Source organism: Ruegeria sp., from assembly GCF_028066395.1.
GTDB lineage: Bacteria > Pseudomonadota > Alphaproteobacteria > Rhodobacterales > Rhodobacteraceae > Ruegeria.
Window position 1 is genome coordinate 12,587 of the sequence record NZ_JALCBM010000024.1, and the last position, 16,813, is coordinate 29,399.

General features: G+C 62.5%; 16 protein-coding genes. 12 read left to right on the plus strand and 4 right to left on the minus strand.

The window, feature by feature from the left end; all coding sequences use genetic code 11:
* Positions 1-25 precede the first annotated feature (25 nt).
* The 7 genes from MPJ51_RS09675 to selD are packed head-to-tail and all read left to right on the plus strand — an operon-like array spanning position 26 to position 8,112.
* Entirely contained in the window at positions 26-2,899 is a 2,874-nt protein-coding gene (locus MPJ51_RS09675; RefSeq protein WP_298385366.1) for a monovalent cation/H+ antiporter subunit A, read from the plus strand.
* Positions 2,899-3,258: a Na+/H+ antiporter subunit C gene (locus MPJ51_RS09680; protein ID WP_298385368.1), complete on the plus strand. Its 360-nt coding sequence runs from the start codon at positions 2,899-2,901 to the stop codon at positions 3,256-3,258. Before MPJ51_RS09675 ends, MPJ51_RS09680 begins: the two co-directional genes overlap by 1 nt.
* Positions 3,255-4,790 (plus strand): monovalent cation/H+ antiporter subunit D, encoded by a 1,536-nt coding sequence (locus MPJ51_RS09685; protein WP_298385371.1) that lies wholly within the window; start codon positions 3,255-3,257, stop codon positions 4,788-4,790. The genes MPJ51_RS09680 and MPJ51_RS09685 overlap by 4 nt, the downstream gene beginning before the upstream one ends.
* The gene (locus tag MPJ51_RS09690; protein ID WP_298385374.1) at positions 4,790-5,287 is read left to right on the plus strand and encodes a Na+/H+ antiporter subunit E; all 498 of its coding nucleotides are present in this window, start codon (positions 4,790-4,792) and stop codon (positions 5,285-5,287) included. The genes MPJ51_RS09685 and MPJ51_RS09690 overlap by 1 nt, the downstream gene beginning before the upstream one ends.
* On the plus strand, positions 5,284-5,553 hold the full coding sequence (locus MPJ51_RS09695; protein WP_298385377.1) for a K+/H+ antiporter subunit F: 270 nt from the start codon (positions 5,284-5,286) through the stop codon (positions 5,551-5,553). Before MPJ51_RS09690 ends, MPJ51_RS09695 begins: the two co-directional genes overlap by 4 nt.
* Before the next feature lie 7 nt (positions 5,554-5,560).
* Complete coding sequence (locus MPJ51_RS09700) at positions 5,561-5,947, plus strand: Na+/H+ antiporter subunit G (RefSeq protein WP_298385380.1); 387 nt, start codon at positions 5,561-5,563, stop codon at positions 5,945-5,947.
* 5 nt (positions 5,948-5,952) lie between these two features.
* Positions 5,953-8,112: a selenide, water dikinase SelD gene (gene selD / locus MPJ51_RS09705; protein WP_298385383.1), complete on the plus strand. Its 2,160-nt coding sequence runs from the start codon at positions 5,953-5,955 to the stop codon at positions 8,110-8,112.
* Here selD and mnmH read toward each other — a convergent pair.
* Both mnmH and MPJ51_RS09715 read right to left on the minus strand, forming a co-directional pair.
* Positions 8,103-9,155 (minus strand): tRNA 2-selenouridine(34) synthase MnmH, encoded by a 1,053-nt coding sequence (gene mnmH / locus MPJ51_RS09710; protein WP_298385386.1) that lies wholly within the window; start codon positions 9,153-9,155, stop codon positions 8,103-8,105. The two genes, selD and mnmH, sit on opposite strands and share 10 nt — an antisense overlap.
* Before the next feature lie 43 nt (positions 9,156-9,198).
* Entirely contained in the window at positions 9,199-9,867 is a 669-nt protein-coding gene (locus tag MPJ51_RS09715; RefSeq protein WP_298385388.1) for an SOS response-associated peptidase, read from the minus strand.
* A 55-nt stretch (positions 9,868-9,922) separates the two neighbouring features.
* Between MPJ51_RS09715 and MPJ51_RS09720 the strand changes: the two genes are divergently transcribed.
* Positions 9,923-11,575 (plus strand): tetratricopeptide repeat-containing sulfotransferase family protein, encoded by a 1,653-nt coding sequence (locus tag MPJ51_RS09720; RefSeq protein WP_298385391.1) that lies wholly within the window; start codon positions 9,923-9,925, stop codon positions 11,573-11,575.
* 73 nt (positions 11,576-11,648) lie between these two features.
* Here MPJ51_RS09720 and MPJ51_RS09725 read toward each other — a convergent pair whose 3' ends face one another.
* Positions 11,649-13,232, minus strand: a complete 1,584-nt coding sequence (locus MPJ51_RS09725; RefSeq protein ID WP_298385394.1) for a bifunctional metallophosphatase/5'-nucleotidase — start codon at positions 13,230-13,232, stop codon at positions 11,649-11,651.
* A 108-nt stretch (positions 13,233-13,340) separates the two neighbouring features.
* Here MPJ51_RS09725 and MPJ51_RS09730 point away from each other — a divergent pair, with 108 nt between their 5' ends.
* Genes MPJ51_RS09730 through arsC form a run of 4 tightly spaced genes read left to right on the plus strand, consistent with a single transcriptional unit; the run spans position 13,341 to position 15,500 of the window.
* On the plus strand, positions 13,341-13,679 hold the full coding sequence (locus MPJ51_RS09730; RefSeq protein WP_298385396.1) for a DUF952 domain-containing protein: 339 nt from the start codon (positions 13,341-13,343) through the stop codon (positions 13,677-13,679).
* On the plus strand, positions 13,676-14,107 hold the full coding sequence (locus MPJ51_RS09735) for a DUF1330 domain-containing protein (RefSeq protein WP_298385398.1): 432 nt from the start codon (positions 13,676-13,678) through the stop codon (positions 14,105-14,107). The genes MPJ51_RS09730 and MPJ51_RS09735 overlap by 4 nt, the downstream gene beginning before the upstream one ends.
* The gene (locus MPJ51_RS09740; protein ID WP_298385401.1) at positions 14,104-15,162 is read left to right on the plus strand and encodes a quinone-dependent dihydroorotate dehydrogenase; all 1,059 of its coding nucleotides are present in this window, start codon (positions 14,104-14,106) and stop codon (positions 15,160-15,162) included. Before MPJ51_RS09735 ends, MPJ51_RS09740 begins: the two co-directional genes overlap by 4 nt.
* Positions 15,159-15,500 carry an arsenate reductase (glutaredoxin) gene (gene arsC, locus MPJ51_RS09745; protein ID WP_298385404.1) on the plus strand — a complete coding sequence of 114 codons (342 nt, stop codon included), beginning with the start codon at positions 15,159-15,161 and terminating at the stop codon, positions 15,498-15,500. Before MPJ51_RS09740 ends, arsC begins: the two co-directional genes overlap by 4 nt.
* Here arsC and MPJ51_RS09750 read toward each other — a convergent pair.
* A complete protein-coding gene (locus MPJ51_RS09750) occupies positions 15,497-16,813 on the minus strand; it encodes an MATE family efflux transporter (protein ID WP_298385407.1) in 1,317 nt (438 codons plus the stop codon). The genes arsC and MPJ51_RS09750 overlap by 4 nt on opposite strands.

The following is a 16,813-nucleotide window of genomic DNA, read 5'->3' on the forward strand; positions in this document are numbered from 1 at the left end:
GACCGCCCAGACCGGAGTATCGCAATTGTCCCTATTCCTTATCGCGGCCCTTCCCTTTCTCGGCGCTGTCTTTCCCGCCCTGCTGATCCGCGCAGGCCGCAATGCGGCGGCCTCGGCGGCGGGGCTGACCAGCTTTCTGGCCTTTGCCGGGCTGCTGATCCACGCGCCCGCCGTGATGCGGGGCGAGGTTGTGACCGCGCGCTTTGACTGGATACCGGGGCTGGGGCTGAACGCCAATTTCATGCTGGACGGGTTGGGCTTTCTGTTTGCGTTGCTGATCCTGGGCATCGGTCTGCTGATCATCCTTTACGCGCGGTTCTACCTGTCGCGCGAGGACCCGATGGGGCAGTTCTACACTTATCTGCTGCTGTTTCAGGGCGCGATGGTGGGGATCGTGCTGTCCGACAATATCCTGCTTCTGCTTATTTTCTGGGAGCTTACGTCGCTTAGCTCATTCCTGCTGATCGGCTATTGGAAACACCTGCCCGAGGGGCGGCAGGGCGCGCGCATGGCGCTGGCCGTGACCGGATCGGGCGGGCTGGCGATGATCGCGGGGATGCTGATTCTGGGCAATATCGTGGGCTCATACGACCTGAGCGTCATTTTGCAGAACAAAGAGCTGATCCAGTCCTCACCCCATTACCTGCCCGCGCTGATCCTGATCCTGCTGGGCTGTTTCACCAAATCGGCGCAGTTTCCGTTCCACTTCTGGCTGCCGCACGCGATGGCCGCGCCGACGCCGGTTTCGGCCTATCTGCACTCGGCCACCATGGTGAAGGCGGGGCTGTTCCTGATGGCGCGGATGTGGCCGGTGCTGGCGGGGACGGATGCGTGGTTCTATATCGTCGCCACCACCGGGCTGGTGACCATGCTGATTGGCGCGGTGATCGCGCTGTTCAAGGATGACCTGAAGGCGCTGCTGGCGTTCTCCACGGTGTCGCATCTGGGACTGGTGACCATGCTGCTGGGCTTTGGCACCAAGATCGCCGTGGTCGCGGCCATCTTTCACATCATCAACCACGCGACCTTCAAGGCGGCGCTGTTCATGACCGCCGGGATCATCGACCACGAAACCGGCACGCGCGACATCAAGCGGCTGGGCGGGCTGCGCCACCTGATGCCGATCACCTTTACCATTGGCATCATTGCCGCCCTGTCGATGGCGGGCCTGCCGCCGTTGAACGGGTTCCTGTCCAAGGAAATGATGCTGGAAGAGACGGTTCATACCACGTGGCTGAACTCGCATTATCTGGTGCCGGGTCTGGCGCTGGTGGCGGCGCTGTTCTCGGCCGCGTATTCCTTCCGCTTTGTGGGTCATGTCTTCTTTGGCCCCGAGCGTGAGGATTACGCCGCGCACCCGCACGATCCGCCCGTTGGCCTGTGGCTGGCCCCGGCGTTTCTGGTGGTGCTGGTGGTGCTGATCGGCCTGAACTCTGCCGTGCTGGTGGGGCCGCTGGTGGCCACCGTGTCCAGCGCGGTGATCGGGGGCGAGAAGCTGCCCTATTACTCGCTGAAACTGTGGCATGGCTTTACGCCCGCGCTGTACATGTCGGTTGTGGCGACGCTGGGCGGTCTGTTCCTGCTGTCGCTGCACCGCCGGGCCGACCATGTCTGGAACGCCCTGCCCCGGCCCGAGGCCAAGGTGATCTTTGACGCCGTCATCGCCGCCCTGACCCGGTTCAGCCGCTGGATCACGGATGAGCTGCATAATGGCGTCATCAGCCGCTATGCCATCATCCTGATCGCCTTCACCGTGGGGCTGGGATATTACGCCTATGCCACCGGCACCATCGGGCTGGAAACCCGCGTGCCGCTGCCCGCGCAGACCATCCCGATCATCGGCTGGATCTGCCTGGTGGGCGCGACGTTGGCGATCATGTGGTTCCACCGCAACCGTCTGTTGTCACTGGTGCTGATCGGCGTTGTGGGCCTGATCGTGTCGATGGCGTTCAACTATCTCTCGGCCCCCGATCTGGCGCTGACCCAGATCTCGGTCGAGGTGGTGACGATGATCCTGCTGCTGCTGTCGCTGAACTTCCTGCCGACCGAAACCCCGTGGGACAGCACAGCCCCGCGCCGGTGGCGGGATGCGGCGATCTCGGTCGTGGCGGGCCTTGGCACCGGCGGGCTGATCTATGCCTTGATGCTGCGCGATTTCGCTTTCCCGACGATTTCCGAATTCCATCTGGCGAATTCCTACAAGGGCGGCGGCGGCACCAATGTGGTCAACGTGATCCTCGTGGATTTCCGGGGCTTTGATACCTTTGGCGAGATCATCGTGCTGGGCATCGCCGCGCTGATCATCTTTGCCCTGACCGAGTCCGTGCTGGGCACCAATGTCCGCAGCTATCTGCTGAACCGCAAACCGCACTGGCCACAATCGGGCGACGCGCATCCGCTGATGATGGTGGTCGCAACCCGGGTGATGATGCCGATTGCCTTGATGGTCGGCGCCTATATCTTCTTCCGCGGCCACAACCAGCCCGGCGGCGGTTTCATCGCCGGTCTGATCGTCGCCATCGCCTATCTGATGCAATACATGGCCAGCGGTTATACTTGGGCGATCGAGAGGCAGCGGTTCTATTACCACGGCACCATCGGCTGGGGCGTGCTGATCGCCGCCGCCACCGGATTGGGCGCATGGTTCAATGACCGCCCCTTCCTGACCAGCGATTTCGGCTATATTCACTGGCCCCCGCTGGAGGAATTCGAATGGGCCACCGCCATCCTGTTTGACACCGGCGTGTTCCTTGCCGTTCTGGGCGCGGTGATGCTGGCGCTCGACAGCCTGTCGCGGTTTGCATGGCAGCCGGGTATGGCGCAGGAACATCCGATGGATATCAACCCGTTGCGGGACGCTCCGCCAGACGAAGACCAAGACGAAAAGGAGCACGCCTGATGGAAGCGCTGGTAGCCTCTGCCGTAGGCGTTCTGACCGCCGCCGGGATTTTCCTGATCCTGCGCCGCCGGACATTTCCGGTCATTCTGGGCCTGTCCCTGCTGACCTATGCGGTGAACGTGTTCCTGTTTGCCACCGGACGGCTGGCCCTGGATGCGCCCGCCGTTCTGAACAAATACAAGGACGTGCCCTATACCGACCCACTGCCGCAGGCGCTGGTGCTGACGGCCATCGTGATCTCGTTCGGGATGACGGCGGTGATCGTGATGATTGCACTGTCTGCCTATCTATCCTCGAAGGATGACCATATCGACATGACCGCGCAGGACAGCGTGGACGCGCCGGGAGAAGACGCATGAACCATTGGATCGTTGCGCCGATCGTCCTGCCCGCGATTCTGGCCCCCTTCATCATCATGGTCCTGCGCTATCATCTGGACCTGCAGCGCATCTTCTCGGTGGCCGGCGTTGTCGGGTTGCTGGGCATCGCCCTGACCGTCACCGCGCAGGCCATGGGCGGGGATATTCAGGTCTATGAGCTGGGCAACTGGCCCGCGCCTTTCGGCATCGTGCTGGTGCTGGACCGGCTGTCGGCAATGATGGTGCTGCTGACCGCGCTGCTGGCCTTGCCCATTGTGCTATACGCGATTGCATCGGGCTGGGATGACCGGGGCAAGCATTTCCACGCCCTGTTCCATTTCCAGCTGATGGGCGTCTGTGGAGCCTTCCTGACCGGCGACGCCTTTAACCTGTTCGTGTTCTTCGAGGTCCTGCTGATCGCTTCTTACGGTCTGATGACCCATGGCGGCGGTGCGGTGCGGCTGAAGGCCGGGGTGCAATATGTCACCTATAACCTGCTGGGCTCGACCCTGTTCCTGTTTGCACTGGGGACGATCTATTCGGTGACCGGCACGCTGAATATGGCCGATCTGGCCGTCCGCGTGGCCGATATCCCGCCCGAGGACACCGCCCTGCTGCGGGTTGGCGCCGTGCTGTTGCTGCTGGTCTTCTGCATCAAGGCCGCCGTGCTACCGCTGCATTTCTGGCTGCCCGCCAGTTATGCTAATGCGCCGCTTCCGGTGGCGGCGCTGTTTGCGATCATGACCAAGGTCGGGGCCTATTCGATCCTGCGCGTCTATACGCTGGCCTTCGGGCCGGATGTGGCGGTGACCGAGGGGCTGATCGGCGACTGGCTGCAACCGGCGGCCCTGCTGACTCTGGCCATCGGCGCAATCGGCATTCTGGGCACGCAGCATATCGCCCGGATGGTGGCCTTCTGCGCCATCGCCTCGATGGGGACGTTGCTGATCGCAATCTCACTGTTCACACCGGGCGCGACGGCGGCGGCGCTGTATTACATCTACCATTCGACCCTTGCGACCGCGCTGCTGTTCCTTGTGGCCGATCTGGTGATGCAGCGTCAGAGCGGTGCGATTGCGCCAAAACCGCCGATGCCGCAAAGCGGGCTGATCTCGGCCCTGTTCTTTGTCGGCGCAATCGCGCTGGCCGGGATGCCGCCGCTGTCGGGGTTCATCGGCAAGCTGCTGGTGCTGGACGCGGCGCGCGATGCGCCGGATGCCAATGCAATCTGGGCGGTGATCCTGATCGGCTCGTTCGTCACCATCGTGGGTCTGGCCCGCGCTGGCACGATGATCTTCTGGAAAAGCCACGACGCGCAGGTGCCACCGCCCGAAGACGAGGCTGAACCGGCCCCCGCACCCGCGCCCGAGCCGCAACCGGGCCTTGCCTTCACCTCGATCTTTGGCGCGGTTCTGGGCCTTGTGCTGCTGACCATCTTTGCCGGACCCGCTTTGGGATATGCCCGCAAAACGGCCGAGCAACTGTTCTCGCCAGACGCCTACATCACCGCCGTATTGGGAAGGGATGAGTAATGAAGCTGCTGCACCGGATATTCCCCCATCCCCATCTGACGATCCTGCTGACGCTGGTCTGGATGCTGCTGGCCAACAAACCCTCGCTGAACTCGCTGGTCTTCGGGCTGATCCTGGGGATCATCATCCCGTTTATCACTCAGCCCTATTGGCCCGACCGCCCCAAGCTGCGCAACTGGCCGATGATCGTGGAATACATGCTGGTCGTGCTGTGGGACATCGTCATGGCCAACATCACCGTCGCCCGGATCATCCTGTTCAAACGCGACGCGGACCGGCAGCCCAACTGGGTCTGCATCCCGCTTGAACTGCGCACGCCCGAGGCGATCACGGTTCTGGCCGGCACCATCACCATGACCCCCGGCACGGTCAGCTGCGATCTGTCAGCGCAGGGACATAACCTGCTGGTCCATTGCCTGGACGCCCCCGACCCGGATGCGGTGCGTGACGAGATCAAGCAGCGCTATGAACGCCGCCTGAAGGAGATTTTCGAATGATCATGTATGCCATTTACTTCGCCTTCGCCTGTTTCGGTGCCGCAATCATGATGTGCCTGTGGCGGATCATCACCGCCGAAGGGGTCGGCACCCGCGTTCTGGCGCTGGACACGATGGTGATCAACACCATCGCCCTGATGATCCTTTACGGGCTGGATCAGGGCACCGAGATCTTCTTCGAGGCCGCCATGATCATCGCCATGCTCGGCTTTGTCTCAACCGTGGCCTATGCGCGCTTCATGCTGCGCGGCAATATTATCGAGTGAGGGCGGCATGACAGTCATATTCGAACTGCTGATCACCGTCTTCCTGATCGTTTCGGGCATCTTCGGCTTTGTCGGATCGTTCGGCATGATCAAGCTGAAGGACCCGATGTCACGGCTGCACGCGCCCACCAAAGCAACGACGCTGGGCGTGGGCGGCGTGCTGTTGGCTTCGATCTGCCATTCGGTCCTGATCGAGGGGCACCTGTCCCTGCACGAGCTGCTGATCACCCTGTTCCTGTTCCTGACCGCCCCGATCACGGCGCTGTTCATTGCCAAATGGCACATTCACCGCCATGAAAAGCCCGAAGACCTGCCGGACGCGGGCGAGGATGAGCTTTGGGCCACCCACGCGGTCGAACAGGTCGAGGACGTCCCCGACCACAGCACGAACTGAGCGCCATGCACATATCTCCGCTGCCCCTGACCCGCGATCTGGTTCTGATTGGCGGCGGGCACACCCACGCGCTGCTGCTGCGCAAATGGGGCATGAACCCCCTGCCCGGCGCACGCGTCACCGTCATCAACCCCGGCCCCACCGCGCCTTATTCCGGGATGCTGCCCGGTTTCGTGGCAGGCCATTACGCGCGGGAGGAACTGGATATCGATCTGGTCCGCCTGGCGCGCTTTGCCGGTGCGCGGGTGGTGCTGGGCGCCGTGAACGGCATCGACACCGACAAGCGCGAGGTTCATGTACCGGGCCGCCCGCCGGTGGCGTTCGATGTGGCCTCGGTCAATATCGGCATCACCTCTGACATGCCCACCCTGCCGGGTTTTGCGGATCATGCGGTTCCGGCCAAGCCTCTGGGCCTGTTCGCAGCCCGCTGGGGGGACTATCTGAACGGCGCAGGCCCGGCGGCGGTCGCGGTCATCGGCGGCGGTGTCGCGGGGGCCGAACTGGTCATGGCCATGGCCCACGCCCTGCGCGCCAAGGGCCGCATAGCGCAGGTTACCCTGATCGACAGCGCCTCTGCCCTGACCGCGACCGGGGCCAAAACCGCTGCCACCATCCGGCAGGCGATGCAGGCGCTTGGCATCACGGTGATCGAAAACGCTACCATCGCCCGGATCACCTCCGATCATGTCGCGCTGGATGATGGGCGTCAGATCACCGCCGATTTCGTCACCGGTGCCGCAGGCGCACGCGCCTATGACTGGGTGACCAAGACGGGTCTGGACCTGCAGGACGGCTACATCCGCGTCAACGGTTGCCTGCAATCCAGCGACCCGGCCATATTTGCCGCCGGGGATTGCGCGCATCTGATCGAGGACCCGCGCCCCAAGGCGGGCGTTTATGCGGTGCGCGAGGCTCCGATCCTGTTCGACAACCTGCGCGCCGCCTTGGGCGCGGGCCGGATGCGGCGGTACAAGCCCCAAAAGGACTATCTGAAGCTGATCTCTCTGGGTGGGAAATCGGCGCTGGCCGAGCGGTTGGGAACCTCGTTCAGCGGCCCTTTGATGTGGCAATGGAAAAACCACATCGACCAGACATTCATGAACAAGTTCCGCGACCTGCCACAAATGCCAGCGCCCGCCCTGCCCCGCCACCACGCCGCTGGTCTGGCCGAGGCACTGGGGGACAAACCCATGTGCGGCGGCTGCGGGGCCAAGGTCGGGCGTGGAGCCCTGCGGGCTGCGCTGCGCGACCTGCCGCCACCCGAACGCGCGGACGTGACCCCTCTGCCCGGCGACGATGCGGCGCTGCTGCATACAGGTGGGGCGCGGCAGGTCATGACCTCGGACCACCTGCGCAGTTTCACGCTGGACCACGTCCAGATGACCCGCATCGCGGCCGTGCATGCGTTGGGCGACATCTGGGCGATGGGTGCCGCACCGCAAGCCGCCACAGCCACAATCATCCTGCCCCGCATGTCCGCTGAATTGCAGCACCGCACCATGGCCGAAATCATGACCACCGCGCAGGATGTCATGCGACAGGCCGGGGCCGAGATCGTCGGCGGCCACAGTTCGATGGGCGATGAGATGACCATCGGCTTTACCCTGACGGGCCTCTGCGACGGTGACCCCATCACCCTGTCCGACGGTCAGGCAGGGGACGCGCTGATCCTGACCAAACCGCTGGGCAGCGGTGTCCTGATGGCCGCCGAAATGGCCGGTCAGGCAAAGGGGGCGTGGATCGCCGAGGCTCTATCCCTCATGACGCAGCCCCAAAGTGCGGCCGCGCGTCTTCTGGCGGGCGCGCATGCGATGACAGACGTGACCGGCTTTGGTCTGGCAGGACATCTGAATGGCCTGTGCGAGGCTTCAGATTGCGGCGCGGAAATTGATCTGGATGCAATCCCAGTAATGACCGGCGCATTGGAGTTGAGCGCCCAAGGCGTGCGGTCAACGATTTTCGACGAAAATCGTTCCACCGCTCCGGAACTGCCCGAGGGTGGCAAAGCCGACCTGCTGTTTGATCCGCAGACCGCGGGCGGATTGCTGGCCGCAGTCGCGGCTGATCAGGCCGATAGATTGTGCTTGGACCTGCAACAGGCGGGCTACAAGGCAGTTGTGATCGGGCACCTGACCGAAGCGCCCGGGTTGCGGCTTCAAAGCTGATCCAAGACCTGTTCAACCTGCGTGGCGACATCCGACAGTCTCGCAGCATCCAATGTCACGGCTTGGATCTGCGCAATCACTTCTACATTCTGTGCCCGGCGGGATTTGGTGTAGGCCGGGTCGTAATGCTGCTCCATCAAAGCCTGCGTCAACGCGCGCTTGTCGCCCGCATCGATCAGCGCCAACCAACCCTCGACCACCTCATGCCCGCGATGCAAACGCAATGGTGACAGCCGATCCCGCAGCCGCTCGGTGTCGGACAGGATGTCGTCATAGGCCGAAACCAGATAGGCCGCGCGCGCCTTGATCGGGGCAGCGATTGTGATGCGCGGCGCCGCGCGCAGGGCCGACCAGAGGCTGGGCGGCAGGATCAGCGATCCGATCTTGGACGATTCCGCCTCGACCACCACCGGACGGGCCGGGTCCAGACGGCATAAAGCAGCGGCCAGAGCGGATTCGAAGGCTTTCTGACTGGGCTGGCCGCCCGGCATTTCGCCCAGCAATGACCCGCGATGGTTCGCCAGCCCCTCAAGATCCAGCACCTGCACTCCGCGCGCCTGCAACAGCGCCAAAAGATCCGTCTTGGCCGTGCCGGTATACCCGTCCAGCGCCACCAGACGATGCGGCAGCGGATCATCATATAGATATCGGTTCACCAGACGGCGGTAAGTTCGATAACCGCCCTCGACCACCTCGGCCCGCCAGCCGATCTGCTGCAACATCCAGGTGAACGAACCCGATCTCTGCCCACCCCGCCAGCAATAGACCAGTGGCCGCCAGTTGCCCTCATGATGGCTGAGATGGGTTTCGATGTGGTTGGCGGCATTGCGAAACACCAGCGCCGCGCCCAGTTTACGGGCCAGAAACGGGCTTTGCTGGACATAGATCGTGCCAACCCGCGCCCGTTCCTCATTGTCCAGAACCGGCAGGTTGATGGCGCCGGGCAAGTGATCCTCGGCATGTTCCGCTGGGCTGCGGACATCGATGACGGTGTCGAACGGATGCTCGTAAAGCTGCGGCAAGCTGGAGAATTTCAGAACCATATCGGTGGATTAACCCGCATGCAGTGGAAAGGAAAGACGCCGCTCAGCCCTGTGACACCGCTTCGATCAGTTCGGGCCCGCTGGCGCGGTTGGAGTTCACGGCCCGACCGACGCGGTGAAATTCCAGCATATCCTCAGGACCCGGTTTCATCAGTCGTGCCGCACCTTTGCCCGCCTCGCCCAGCCACAGTGGCCAGTCGTCAGGGTTCAGGATCAGCGGCATGCGATGATGGATCACGCTGAGCGATTGGTTCGCAGCCGTGGTCACGATCGCGCAGGTGCCCTGCCGCGCCTCTTCAGGCCCCCAATCCTGCCAGACACCTGCGAAGGCGATAGGTGCGCCATCACGGCGCTGGATGTACCAGGGCTGGCGTTGCCCGTCTTCGGTCTTGGTCCATTCGTAAAACCCGGTCGCGGCAATCAGGCAGCGGCGTTCCCGGCAGGCCGCGCGAAAAGCGGGTTTTTCCGCAATCGTCTCGGCCCGTGCGTTGATCAGCAGCGGTCCGGCATTTTCGGCCTTGTACCAATGCGGCAGGAACCCCCAACGCAGCGCGCCCAGCTTGCGCCCGCCCTCATCGCTGCGCACCACATGCACCTGATTGGTCGGGCAGACATTGTAGTTCGGTGTCTGAGGCGTGTCATTGGCCGGTTGCGCAGCAAACAGCTGCGCCATCGCATCGTTTGGAAGAGTTATTGCAAACCGTCCGCACATCGGTAATGAACTTTCAATAATTGTTTCACACAGGCACAGGGTTCCACGCGGGCATATGGCACAACAAACAGCGAATTCCCTCAAAAGCAAAGCTCTGGGCGATCTGGATGCGGGCAAACTGCCACAGGCGTTGAAGAAAGCCCAGTTGGGGGTCAAGAAATTCCCCAAGGATTCCGACTATCACGCCATTGCCGGTTTCGTGCTGACCGAGATGAAGCGCTACAAGCAGTCGATCCCGCATTTCATCGAGGCTGCGCGGATGAAGCCGGATGATCCGCAATTCGTGGAAAACCTGGCCAATGCCCTGATGCAAACCGGCCAGATCCCGCGCGCGCTGACCTATGCGGAACAGAAGCTGGAGCAGTTTCCCAACAACAAGGAACTGGTCCGTGTCATCGATGAAATCCAGTTGAAGGGTCAGAACTGGCGTCTGATCATCGATCACGCCTCGCAGAGGCTGCAAAGCGATCCCGACAATGCCAAGCTACTGTCAACTCGCGCACGCGCCTATGGCAAGATCGGCTTTGTGGAACACAGCAGCCGCGATATCACACGCGCTTATGAGATTGCGCCCGAGGACATCAGCATTGCGTTTCAGAGGGCTGTCGATCTGCATCAGGCGGGCGATAAAGAGGGCAGCGCAGGTATTCTGCAGGATATTCGGACGCAAGAGCCCCTGCACGCCACGACATTGCTTCAACTGGCCAGCATAGCCTCGAAAGATCAGGTGGATGAGTTGTTCGACGCCACCGAACAGGCGATCTTTGAAAGCGAGCATACAAATTCCGTTCTGGAATTCGCCCAGGCGCACCTGATCTCGAAACGCGACGGGTTGGAGGCGGCCCTGCCGCAATTTGCCATCGCCAACGCAGCGCAACATGACACCAACCCCTATGATTTTGCGGTGGAAGAGAAAAAGCAGCGCCAGATTTGCGACATGTTCCCGGCTGCGGCTGCAAATGTCTCGTCAGGCCATGTCGAAGGGCCGGTGCCGATCTTCGTAATCGGCCAGCCGCGTTCCGGCACGACGTTGATGGAGATGATGCTCAGCTCGGCCCCCGACATTGCCGGGTGCGGAGAGCTGACGCTGGGCGCGGACCTGTCACAGCAACTGGTCGAGGACGGCAACGCCTTCGACACCGATGCCGCCCGGGCGTTCGCCGAAGAGTTCAGGAAACTGATGCCACCGATCCCCGACGGCTCGACCGCCTTTGTGGACAAGATGCCGCATAACTATCAGCGGGTCGGGTTCTTGCTGGCCGCCTTCCCCAACGCCAAAATCATCAACATGCTGCGCGATCCGCGCGATGTTGGTTTGTCGAAATGGATCAGACGCTTCCCCGCGCCGGGTATGCGCTATGCCTCGAACCTGTCGTCCATCGCGCATTCGGCCAATATGTACCGCACATACATGGCGCATTGGGATCAGGTCTTTGGCGACCGTATCCTGACTGTTCCTTACGAGGATCTGGTGGCCGACCCGGAAACCCACAGCCGCAAGGTCGCTGAGTTCTGCGGCATCACCTGGCATGAACAGATGATGCACCCGGAGGAAAACACCAAACAGGTGCGCACGGCGAGTATCGATCAGGTGCGCAACAAGATCTCGACCAAATCCATTGGCGGCTGGCGCAAGGTGGCGGATCAGATTCAGCCGATGCTGGACGGGATCGATCCGCAACTGTGGCCGGAATACGATTTCAGCTGAGACCACGCCGACAAAACCAAACAACGAAAAAGGCCGCCCGGACGGGGCGGCCTTTCTTGTCAGGTGCAGCAGCTTATTTCTGCTTGATCCGCCCGTCCAGATAGGGCTGATACGGTGCGTTCTCGGCCAGATACTCTGCCGTCACATCCGCCAGGTCGGGGCCGAAATCATAGGCGTTCTTGTCATCGCCTTCGAACATCTTGTAACCATCGCCGCCATTGCGGACATAGTTGTTGGTCACCACCAGATAGGTTGCCGCCGGATCGATTGGCACGAAACCGTCACCCTCGGCCACCATGACCTCGGTGATGCGGCCTTCGTTCGGGGCCACGGACGGGTCCCAGACAAAGGTCATGCCGGCAACCTGCGGGAAGCGGCCCTTGACCTCTTCCACCTGGCTGACACCGTTTTCCAGCGCGTCAATGACGCCTTGACCGCTGATCTCGAAGGTCGACAGCGTGTTCTGGAACGGCAGAACCGTCAGCACCTCGCCCATGGTCACTTCGCCCGGATCGATCGAGGCCCGCAGCCCGCCCGCATTGGCGATGGCAAGCTGTGCGCCCTGATCGGCAACACGCGCCAGCATGGCGTCGGCCACCAGATTGCCCATCTCGCATTCCTGCACCCGGCAAACCGCACGGTCGCCTTCGATTGCAGCGGCCGAATTGGCAACCACGCGCTTCTTCATCTCTTCAATCGGGGCGCCCATTTCGGCAACCCGCGCCGCGACATCCGGGTCCGGCGTGACCGAGGCGTCCAGCAGAATCGGCTCGCCTTCGGCAGAGATCAGATTGCCGTCGTCATCGAAGGTCAGAGTGATCTCGCCCAGGAATTTCGAATAGGCATAAGCCTGAACCACCGGCACATCCCCGACCATGGTCGGATAGGGACCTGCCGCGCGCTCTTGCGTGTTGGACAGCAGGGTGTGCGAATGGCCGCCCACCACCAGATCAAGCCCGGGGACCTGTTCGGCAATCTCAAGGTCCTTGGCCAGACCCACATGGTTCAGCGCGATGATGATGTTCACGCCTTCATCCTGCAACGCCGCAACATCAGCCTTCAGACTTTCGATTTCATCCTGAAACACCACATCCTTGCCGGGGCTCGACGTATCCACCGTATCGGTCGCCAGCGCCGAGATGATGCCGATCTTCTGGCCGCCGACCTCAAGCACCACATGGTTTTCTACCTTGTCCTTCAACTCGGCGGACGAGGACAAATCCAGATTGCCCGAAATCACCGGAAAACTGACCGCTTCGATGAAATCCGCCAGACCCTGTGGGCCGTCGTCGAATTCGTGGTTGCCTACAGCCATCACGTCATAGCCGATGGCCTCCATGAATTCAGCCTCAGCCGCGCCTTTGTAGGTGGTGTAGAACAGCGACCCCTGAAACGGATCGCCCGCATCCAGCAGCAGCACATTCTGGTCGGCCAACTCGTCGCGTTTGGTATCCACGATGGTTTTCAGACGCGCGACACCGCCAAAACACTTGCCTTCGGCCTCATCTTCGGCGCCGCAGGTGGAATCGTATTTGTTGATGGATTCGATACGGCTGTGAATGTCATTTGTGTGCAGAATCGTCAGCTTGTACTCGGCCGCGGCCATGCCTGCGGTCAGGCCCAGAACGGCTGCTGACGCGAGAAAACGGGTAAACATGTAGAACTCCCTTATTTGTGATTGCGCAGATCGTGCGCCGAGTATTGCAAAGAGTCAAAGGGGTAAATCCGGCTTGATTCTACCTGCCGCGCGGGGCATCACGGCGCCATGCTGATCTACAAGATTTTCCGGGCCGAGGAATGGGCCACCCTGCAAGCCAATGGCGCATCCGATGGCGCGCCGATTGATGTGTCGGATGGGTTTGTTCATTTCTCGACCGCCGAACAGGCGGCTGAAACCGCGGCCAAACATTTCGCCGGGGCGCAAGGGCTGGTTCTGCTGGCCTGCGAGGCGGATGCGATGGGCGATGAGCTGAAATGGGAAGTGTCACGCGGCGGCGCCCTGTTCCCGCATCTTTACCGTCAGATACACATGACGGATGTGATCTGGTCACGCCCCCTGCCCTTTGAAGGCACCGCGCACGTCTTCCCGGCAGAGATGCAATGACCGGCCACATCGACCCCGACCGCGCCCAGTTCGAGGCCTTCAAGGGGCTGGACCGCGATCACCCGATCGAGATGCTGAACCTCGTCCGATTTCGTGACACCGCCTCTTACCCCGAGGGTCACGCGTTGGCCAATGCCGGGCTCAGCGGGGCTGAGGCCTATGGCCACTACGGGGCCGAGACTGCGCCGATCATTGCCCGCCTTGGGGCGTCGATCCTGTGGCGCGGAACATTTCAGACACTGCTGATCGGGCCCGAGGATGAAGAATGGGATGAGGTGTTCATCGCCCGCTACCCCTCGGCCCATGCGTTTTTGGAAATGGTCACCGACCCGGCCTATCAACAGGCGGTCGTGCATCGGCAGGCGGCGGTTAGGACCTCGCGCCTGATCCGCTGTGCGCCTGCGACAACCGGAGCTTCATTCGGATGAAACTGACCGAAAGACTGGGCCTTGCCGCCCTGCACAAACTGGACCCCGAAACCGCCCATGGGTTGTCGATAAAGGCGCTGAAGGCGGGGCTTGCGCCTGCGCCGGGGCCGGTGACCTCGGCTCGGTTGAAAACCCGGGTTGCCGGGCTGGACCTGCCCAACCCGGTGGGGCTGGCCGCAGGGTTTGACAAGAACGGCGAGGTTCTCGGCCCCCTGTCCCGCGCGGGCTTCGGGATCATTGAGGTCGGCGCAGTGACACCGCGCCCGCAGCCGGGCAACCCCAAGCCGCGCCTGTTTCGCCTGACCGAGGACCGCGCCGCCATCAACCGCTTTGGCTTCAACAATGAAGGGATGGAGGTCATGGCGGCGCGTCTGGCCAACCGCCCCAAGGATGCGGTGATCGGGCTGAATCTGGGCGCCAACAAGGACAGCAACGACCGGCCCGGCGATTTCGCCAAGGTGCTGGCCCATTGCGCCGCGCATCTGGATTTCGCCACGGTCAATGTGTCCTCGCCCAATACCGAGAAACTGCGCGATCTGCAGGGCAAGGCCGCGCTGGGGGCTCTGCTGGCCGGTGTGATCGAAACGCGCGACGCGCTGCCGCGTCCGCTGCCGGTGTTCCTGAAAATCGCACCCGATCTGACCGAGACCGAGTTGCAGGACATCGCCGAGGTTGCCGTGGAAACCGGCGTGGACGCAGTGATTGCCACCAACACCACCCTGTCGCGGGACGGGCTGCAAAGCTCGCATCGGGATCAGGCGGGCGGGTTGTCCGGCGCGCCTTTGTTTGAAAAATCCACCCGCGTGCTGGCACAGTTGAGCCAGTTGCTAGACGGTAAGGTGCCTTTGATTGGTGTCGGCGGCATCAGCACCGCCGAACAGGCCTATGCGAAGATTTGCGCCGGAGCTTCTGCGGTGCAGTTCTATACCGCGATGGTTTATGGTGGCCTGTCGCTGGCCGCCGAGATCGCGCAGGGTCTGGATGGTCTGCTGGCACGGGACGGGTTTGAGACCGTAACGCAGGCCGTGGGCAGCAAACGAGAGGACTGGCTATGATCGAATACTGGCACAACCCCCGCTGTTCCAAATCCCGCGCAGGTCTGGCCTTGCTGGAGGAAAACGGGGCCGAGGTTCAAGTGCGCAAATATCTGGACGATGCGCCCTCGGCGGACGAATTGCGCGCGGCGCTGGCGCTGTTGGGCGGATCGGCGATCGACATGATGCGTACCGGTGAAAAGCAGTTCAAAGAGCTTGGGCTGACCGAGACCTCGCCCGAGGATGCATTGATCAAGGCCATGGCGGAACATCCGATCCTGATCGAGCGCCCGCTGGCCATCGCAGGCGACAAGACCGCCATCGGACGCCCGCCCGAGAAGCTGCTGAACCTCCTCTAGGCCACCTGCGCCTCAAGCCTTGGATAGCGCCAGCCCATGGTCAGGGCGCGAGCGATGTTCAAGACCATCAGCGCCGCCCAGAGACCGTGATTGCCGAAGGCCGGAACCAGCAGGAACAGCGCCACCACATAGATCGCGACCGACTGGATCATCGCGTTGCGCATGGCGCGTGTCCAGGTGGCACCGATGTAGATACCGTCGAACATCCAGCTGGCCACCCCGATGACGGGTGCGAGCGCCGCCCAGAACAGGAAGTCGCGCGCCGCCGCACGGACCTCGGGCGAGGTTGTCATCACGTCGATCAGCGCGGGTCCGGCCAAGAAAAAAACCAACCCCAACACCAGCGCGCCGCCGACGCCCCATTGCATGGTGATCACCGAAGCACGCCGCACGCGCTCCCGGTTGCCTGCGCCGACAGCGCCGCCCACCAGCGCCTCGGCGGAAAAGGCGATGCCGTCCAAGGCCGAGGCGGTGATTTCCAGAAACTGCACCAGCACCTGATTGGCCGCCAGATTCACGTCCCCTAGGTCCGAGCCCACGAACAGGAAGGTGGTGAACGCCCCGGTCAGCAGAACGGACCGCACCATGATATCGCCATTGACCTGCATCATACGGCGCAGACGGGCTCCGTCAAAGATGCGCGGCCAATCGCGCCACTGGTTCCCGGTAAACGCCGCGCGGCACAGCCAGAGGCCCAGCGCCAGACCGGACCATTCGGCGATCAAGGTGGCGATGGCGACCCCTTCGACGCCCCAGCCCAACCCCAGCACAAACCACAGATCCAGCAGGATATTCAGCCCGTTCATCCAGATTTGCAGAAGGAATATGCCACGTGTCCGCTCGATGGCGATCAGCCAGCCGGTTATGGCATAAAGCGCGATCGTCGCGGGGGCGCCCCAGATGCGTATCTGTAAATAGTCCCGCGTCAGCGCCTCGACCTCGGGGCTGGCGGGGGACAGGGCGAAGGCACCCCAGAACAGGCCGACCTGCGCGATGATGAAGATCAGCCCGGCAGTGCCGCCCAGCAGCAGGCCGCGCATCAGCAGCGCCCCGGTCTCGGCCGTATCTCCGGCCCCGCGCGCCTGCGCCACGAGGCCGGTTGTGCCCATGCGCAGGAAGCCGAAAATCCAGTAAATAGCGGTCAAGATCACCGCGCCCATGCCGACCGCCCCGATCGGGGCCGCCTGCCCCATCTGACCGACAACACCGGTATCGACCAGACCCAGAATGGGCACGGTCGCGTTGGACAGCACAATCGGCAGCGCGATTTTCAGCACGCGCCGGTGGGTGATGGGCGCGGCCTCGGGCGGCAT

Coding starts and splice junctions, on each gene's coding strand:
- MPJ51_RS09750 (WP_298385407.1), bottom strand. CDS start 16,813: ATGCCGCCCGAGGCCGCGCCCATCACCCACCGGCGCGTGCTGAAAATC.
- MPJ51_RS09725 (WP_298385394.1), bottom strand. CDS start 13,232: ATGTTTACCCGTTTTCTCGCGTCAGCAGCCGTTCTGGGCCTGACCGCA.
- MPJ51_RS09735 (WP_298385398.1), top strand. CDS start 13,676: ATGACCGGCCACATCGACCCCGACCGCGCCCAGTTCGAGGCCTTCAAG.
- MPJ51_RS09720 (WP_298385391.1), top strand. CDS start 9,923: ATGGCACAACAAACAGCGAATTCCCTCAAAAGCAAAGCTCTGGGCGAT.
- selD (WP_298385383.1), top strand. CDS start 5,953: ATGCACATATCTCCGCTGCCCCTGACCCGCGATCTGGTTCTGATTGGC.
- MPJ51_RS09685 (WP_298385371.1), top strand. CDS start 3,255: ATGAACCATTGGATCGTTGCGCCGATCGTCCTGCCCGCGATTCTGGCC.
- MPJ51_RS09690 (WP_298385374.1), top strand. CDS start 4,790: ATGAAGCTGCTGCACCGGATATTCCCCCATCCCCATCTGACGATCCTG.
- MPJ51_RS09680 (WP_298385368.1), top strand. CDS start 2,899: ATGGAAGCGCTGGTAGCCTCTGCCGTAGGCGTTCTGACCGCCGCCGGG.
- MPJ51_RS09715 (WP_298385388.1), bottom strand. CDS start 9,867: ATGTGCGGACGGTTTGCAATAACTCTTCCAAACGATGCGATGGCGCAG.
- MPJ51_RS09730 (WP_298385396.1), top strand. CDS start 13,341: ATGCTGATCTACAAGATTTTCCGGGCCGAGGAATGGGCCACCCTGCAA.
- MPJ51_RS09700 (WP_298385380.1), top strand. CDS start 5,561: ATGACAGTCATATTCGAACTGCTGATCACCGTCTTCCTGATCGTTTCG.
- arsC (WP_298385404.1), top strand. CDS start 15,159: ATGATCGAATACTGGCACAACCCCCGCTGTTCCAAATCCCGCGCAGGT.
- mnmH (WP_298385386.1), bottom strand. CDS start 9,155: ATGGTTCTGAAATTCTCCAGCTTGCCGCAGCTTTACGAGCATCCGTTC.
- MPJ51_RS09695 (WP_298385377.1), top strand. CDS start 5,284: ATGATCATGTATGCCATTTACTTCGCCTTCGCCTGTTTCGGTGCCGCA.
- MPJ51_RS09740 (WP_298385401.1), top strand. CDS start 14,104: ATGAAACTGACCGAAAGACTGGGCCTTGCCGCCCTGCACAAACTGGAC.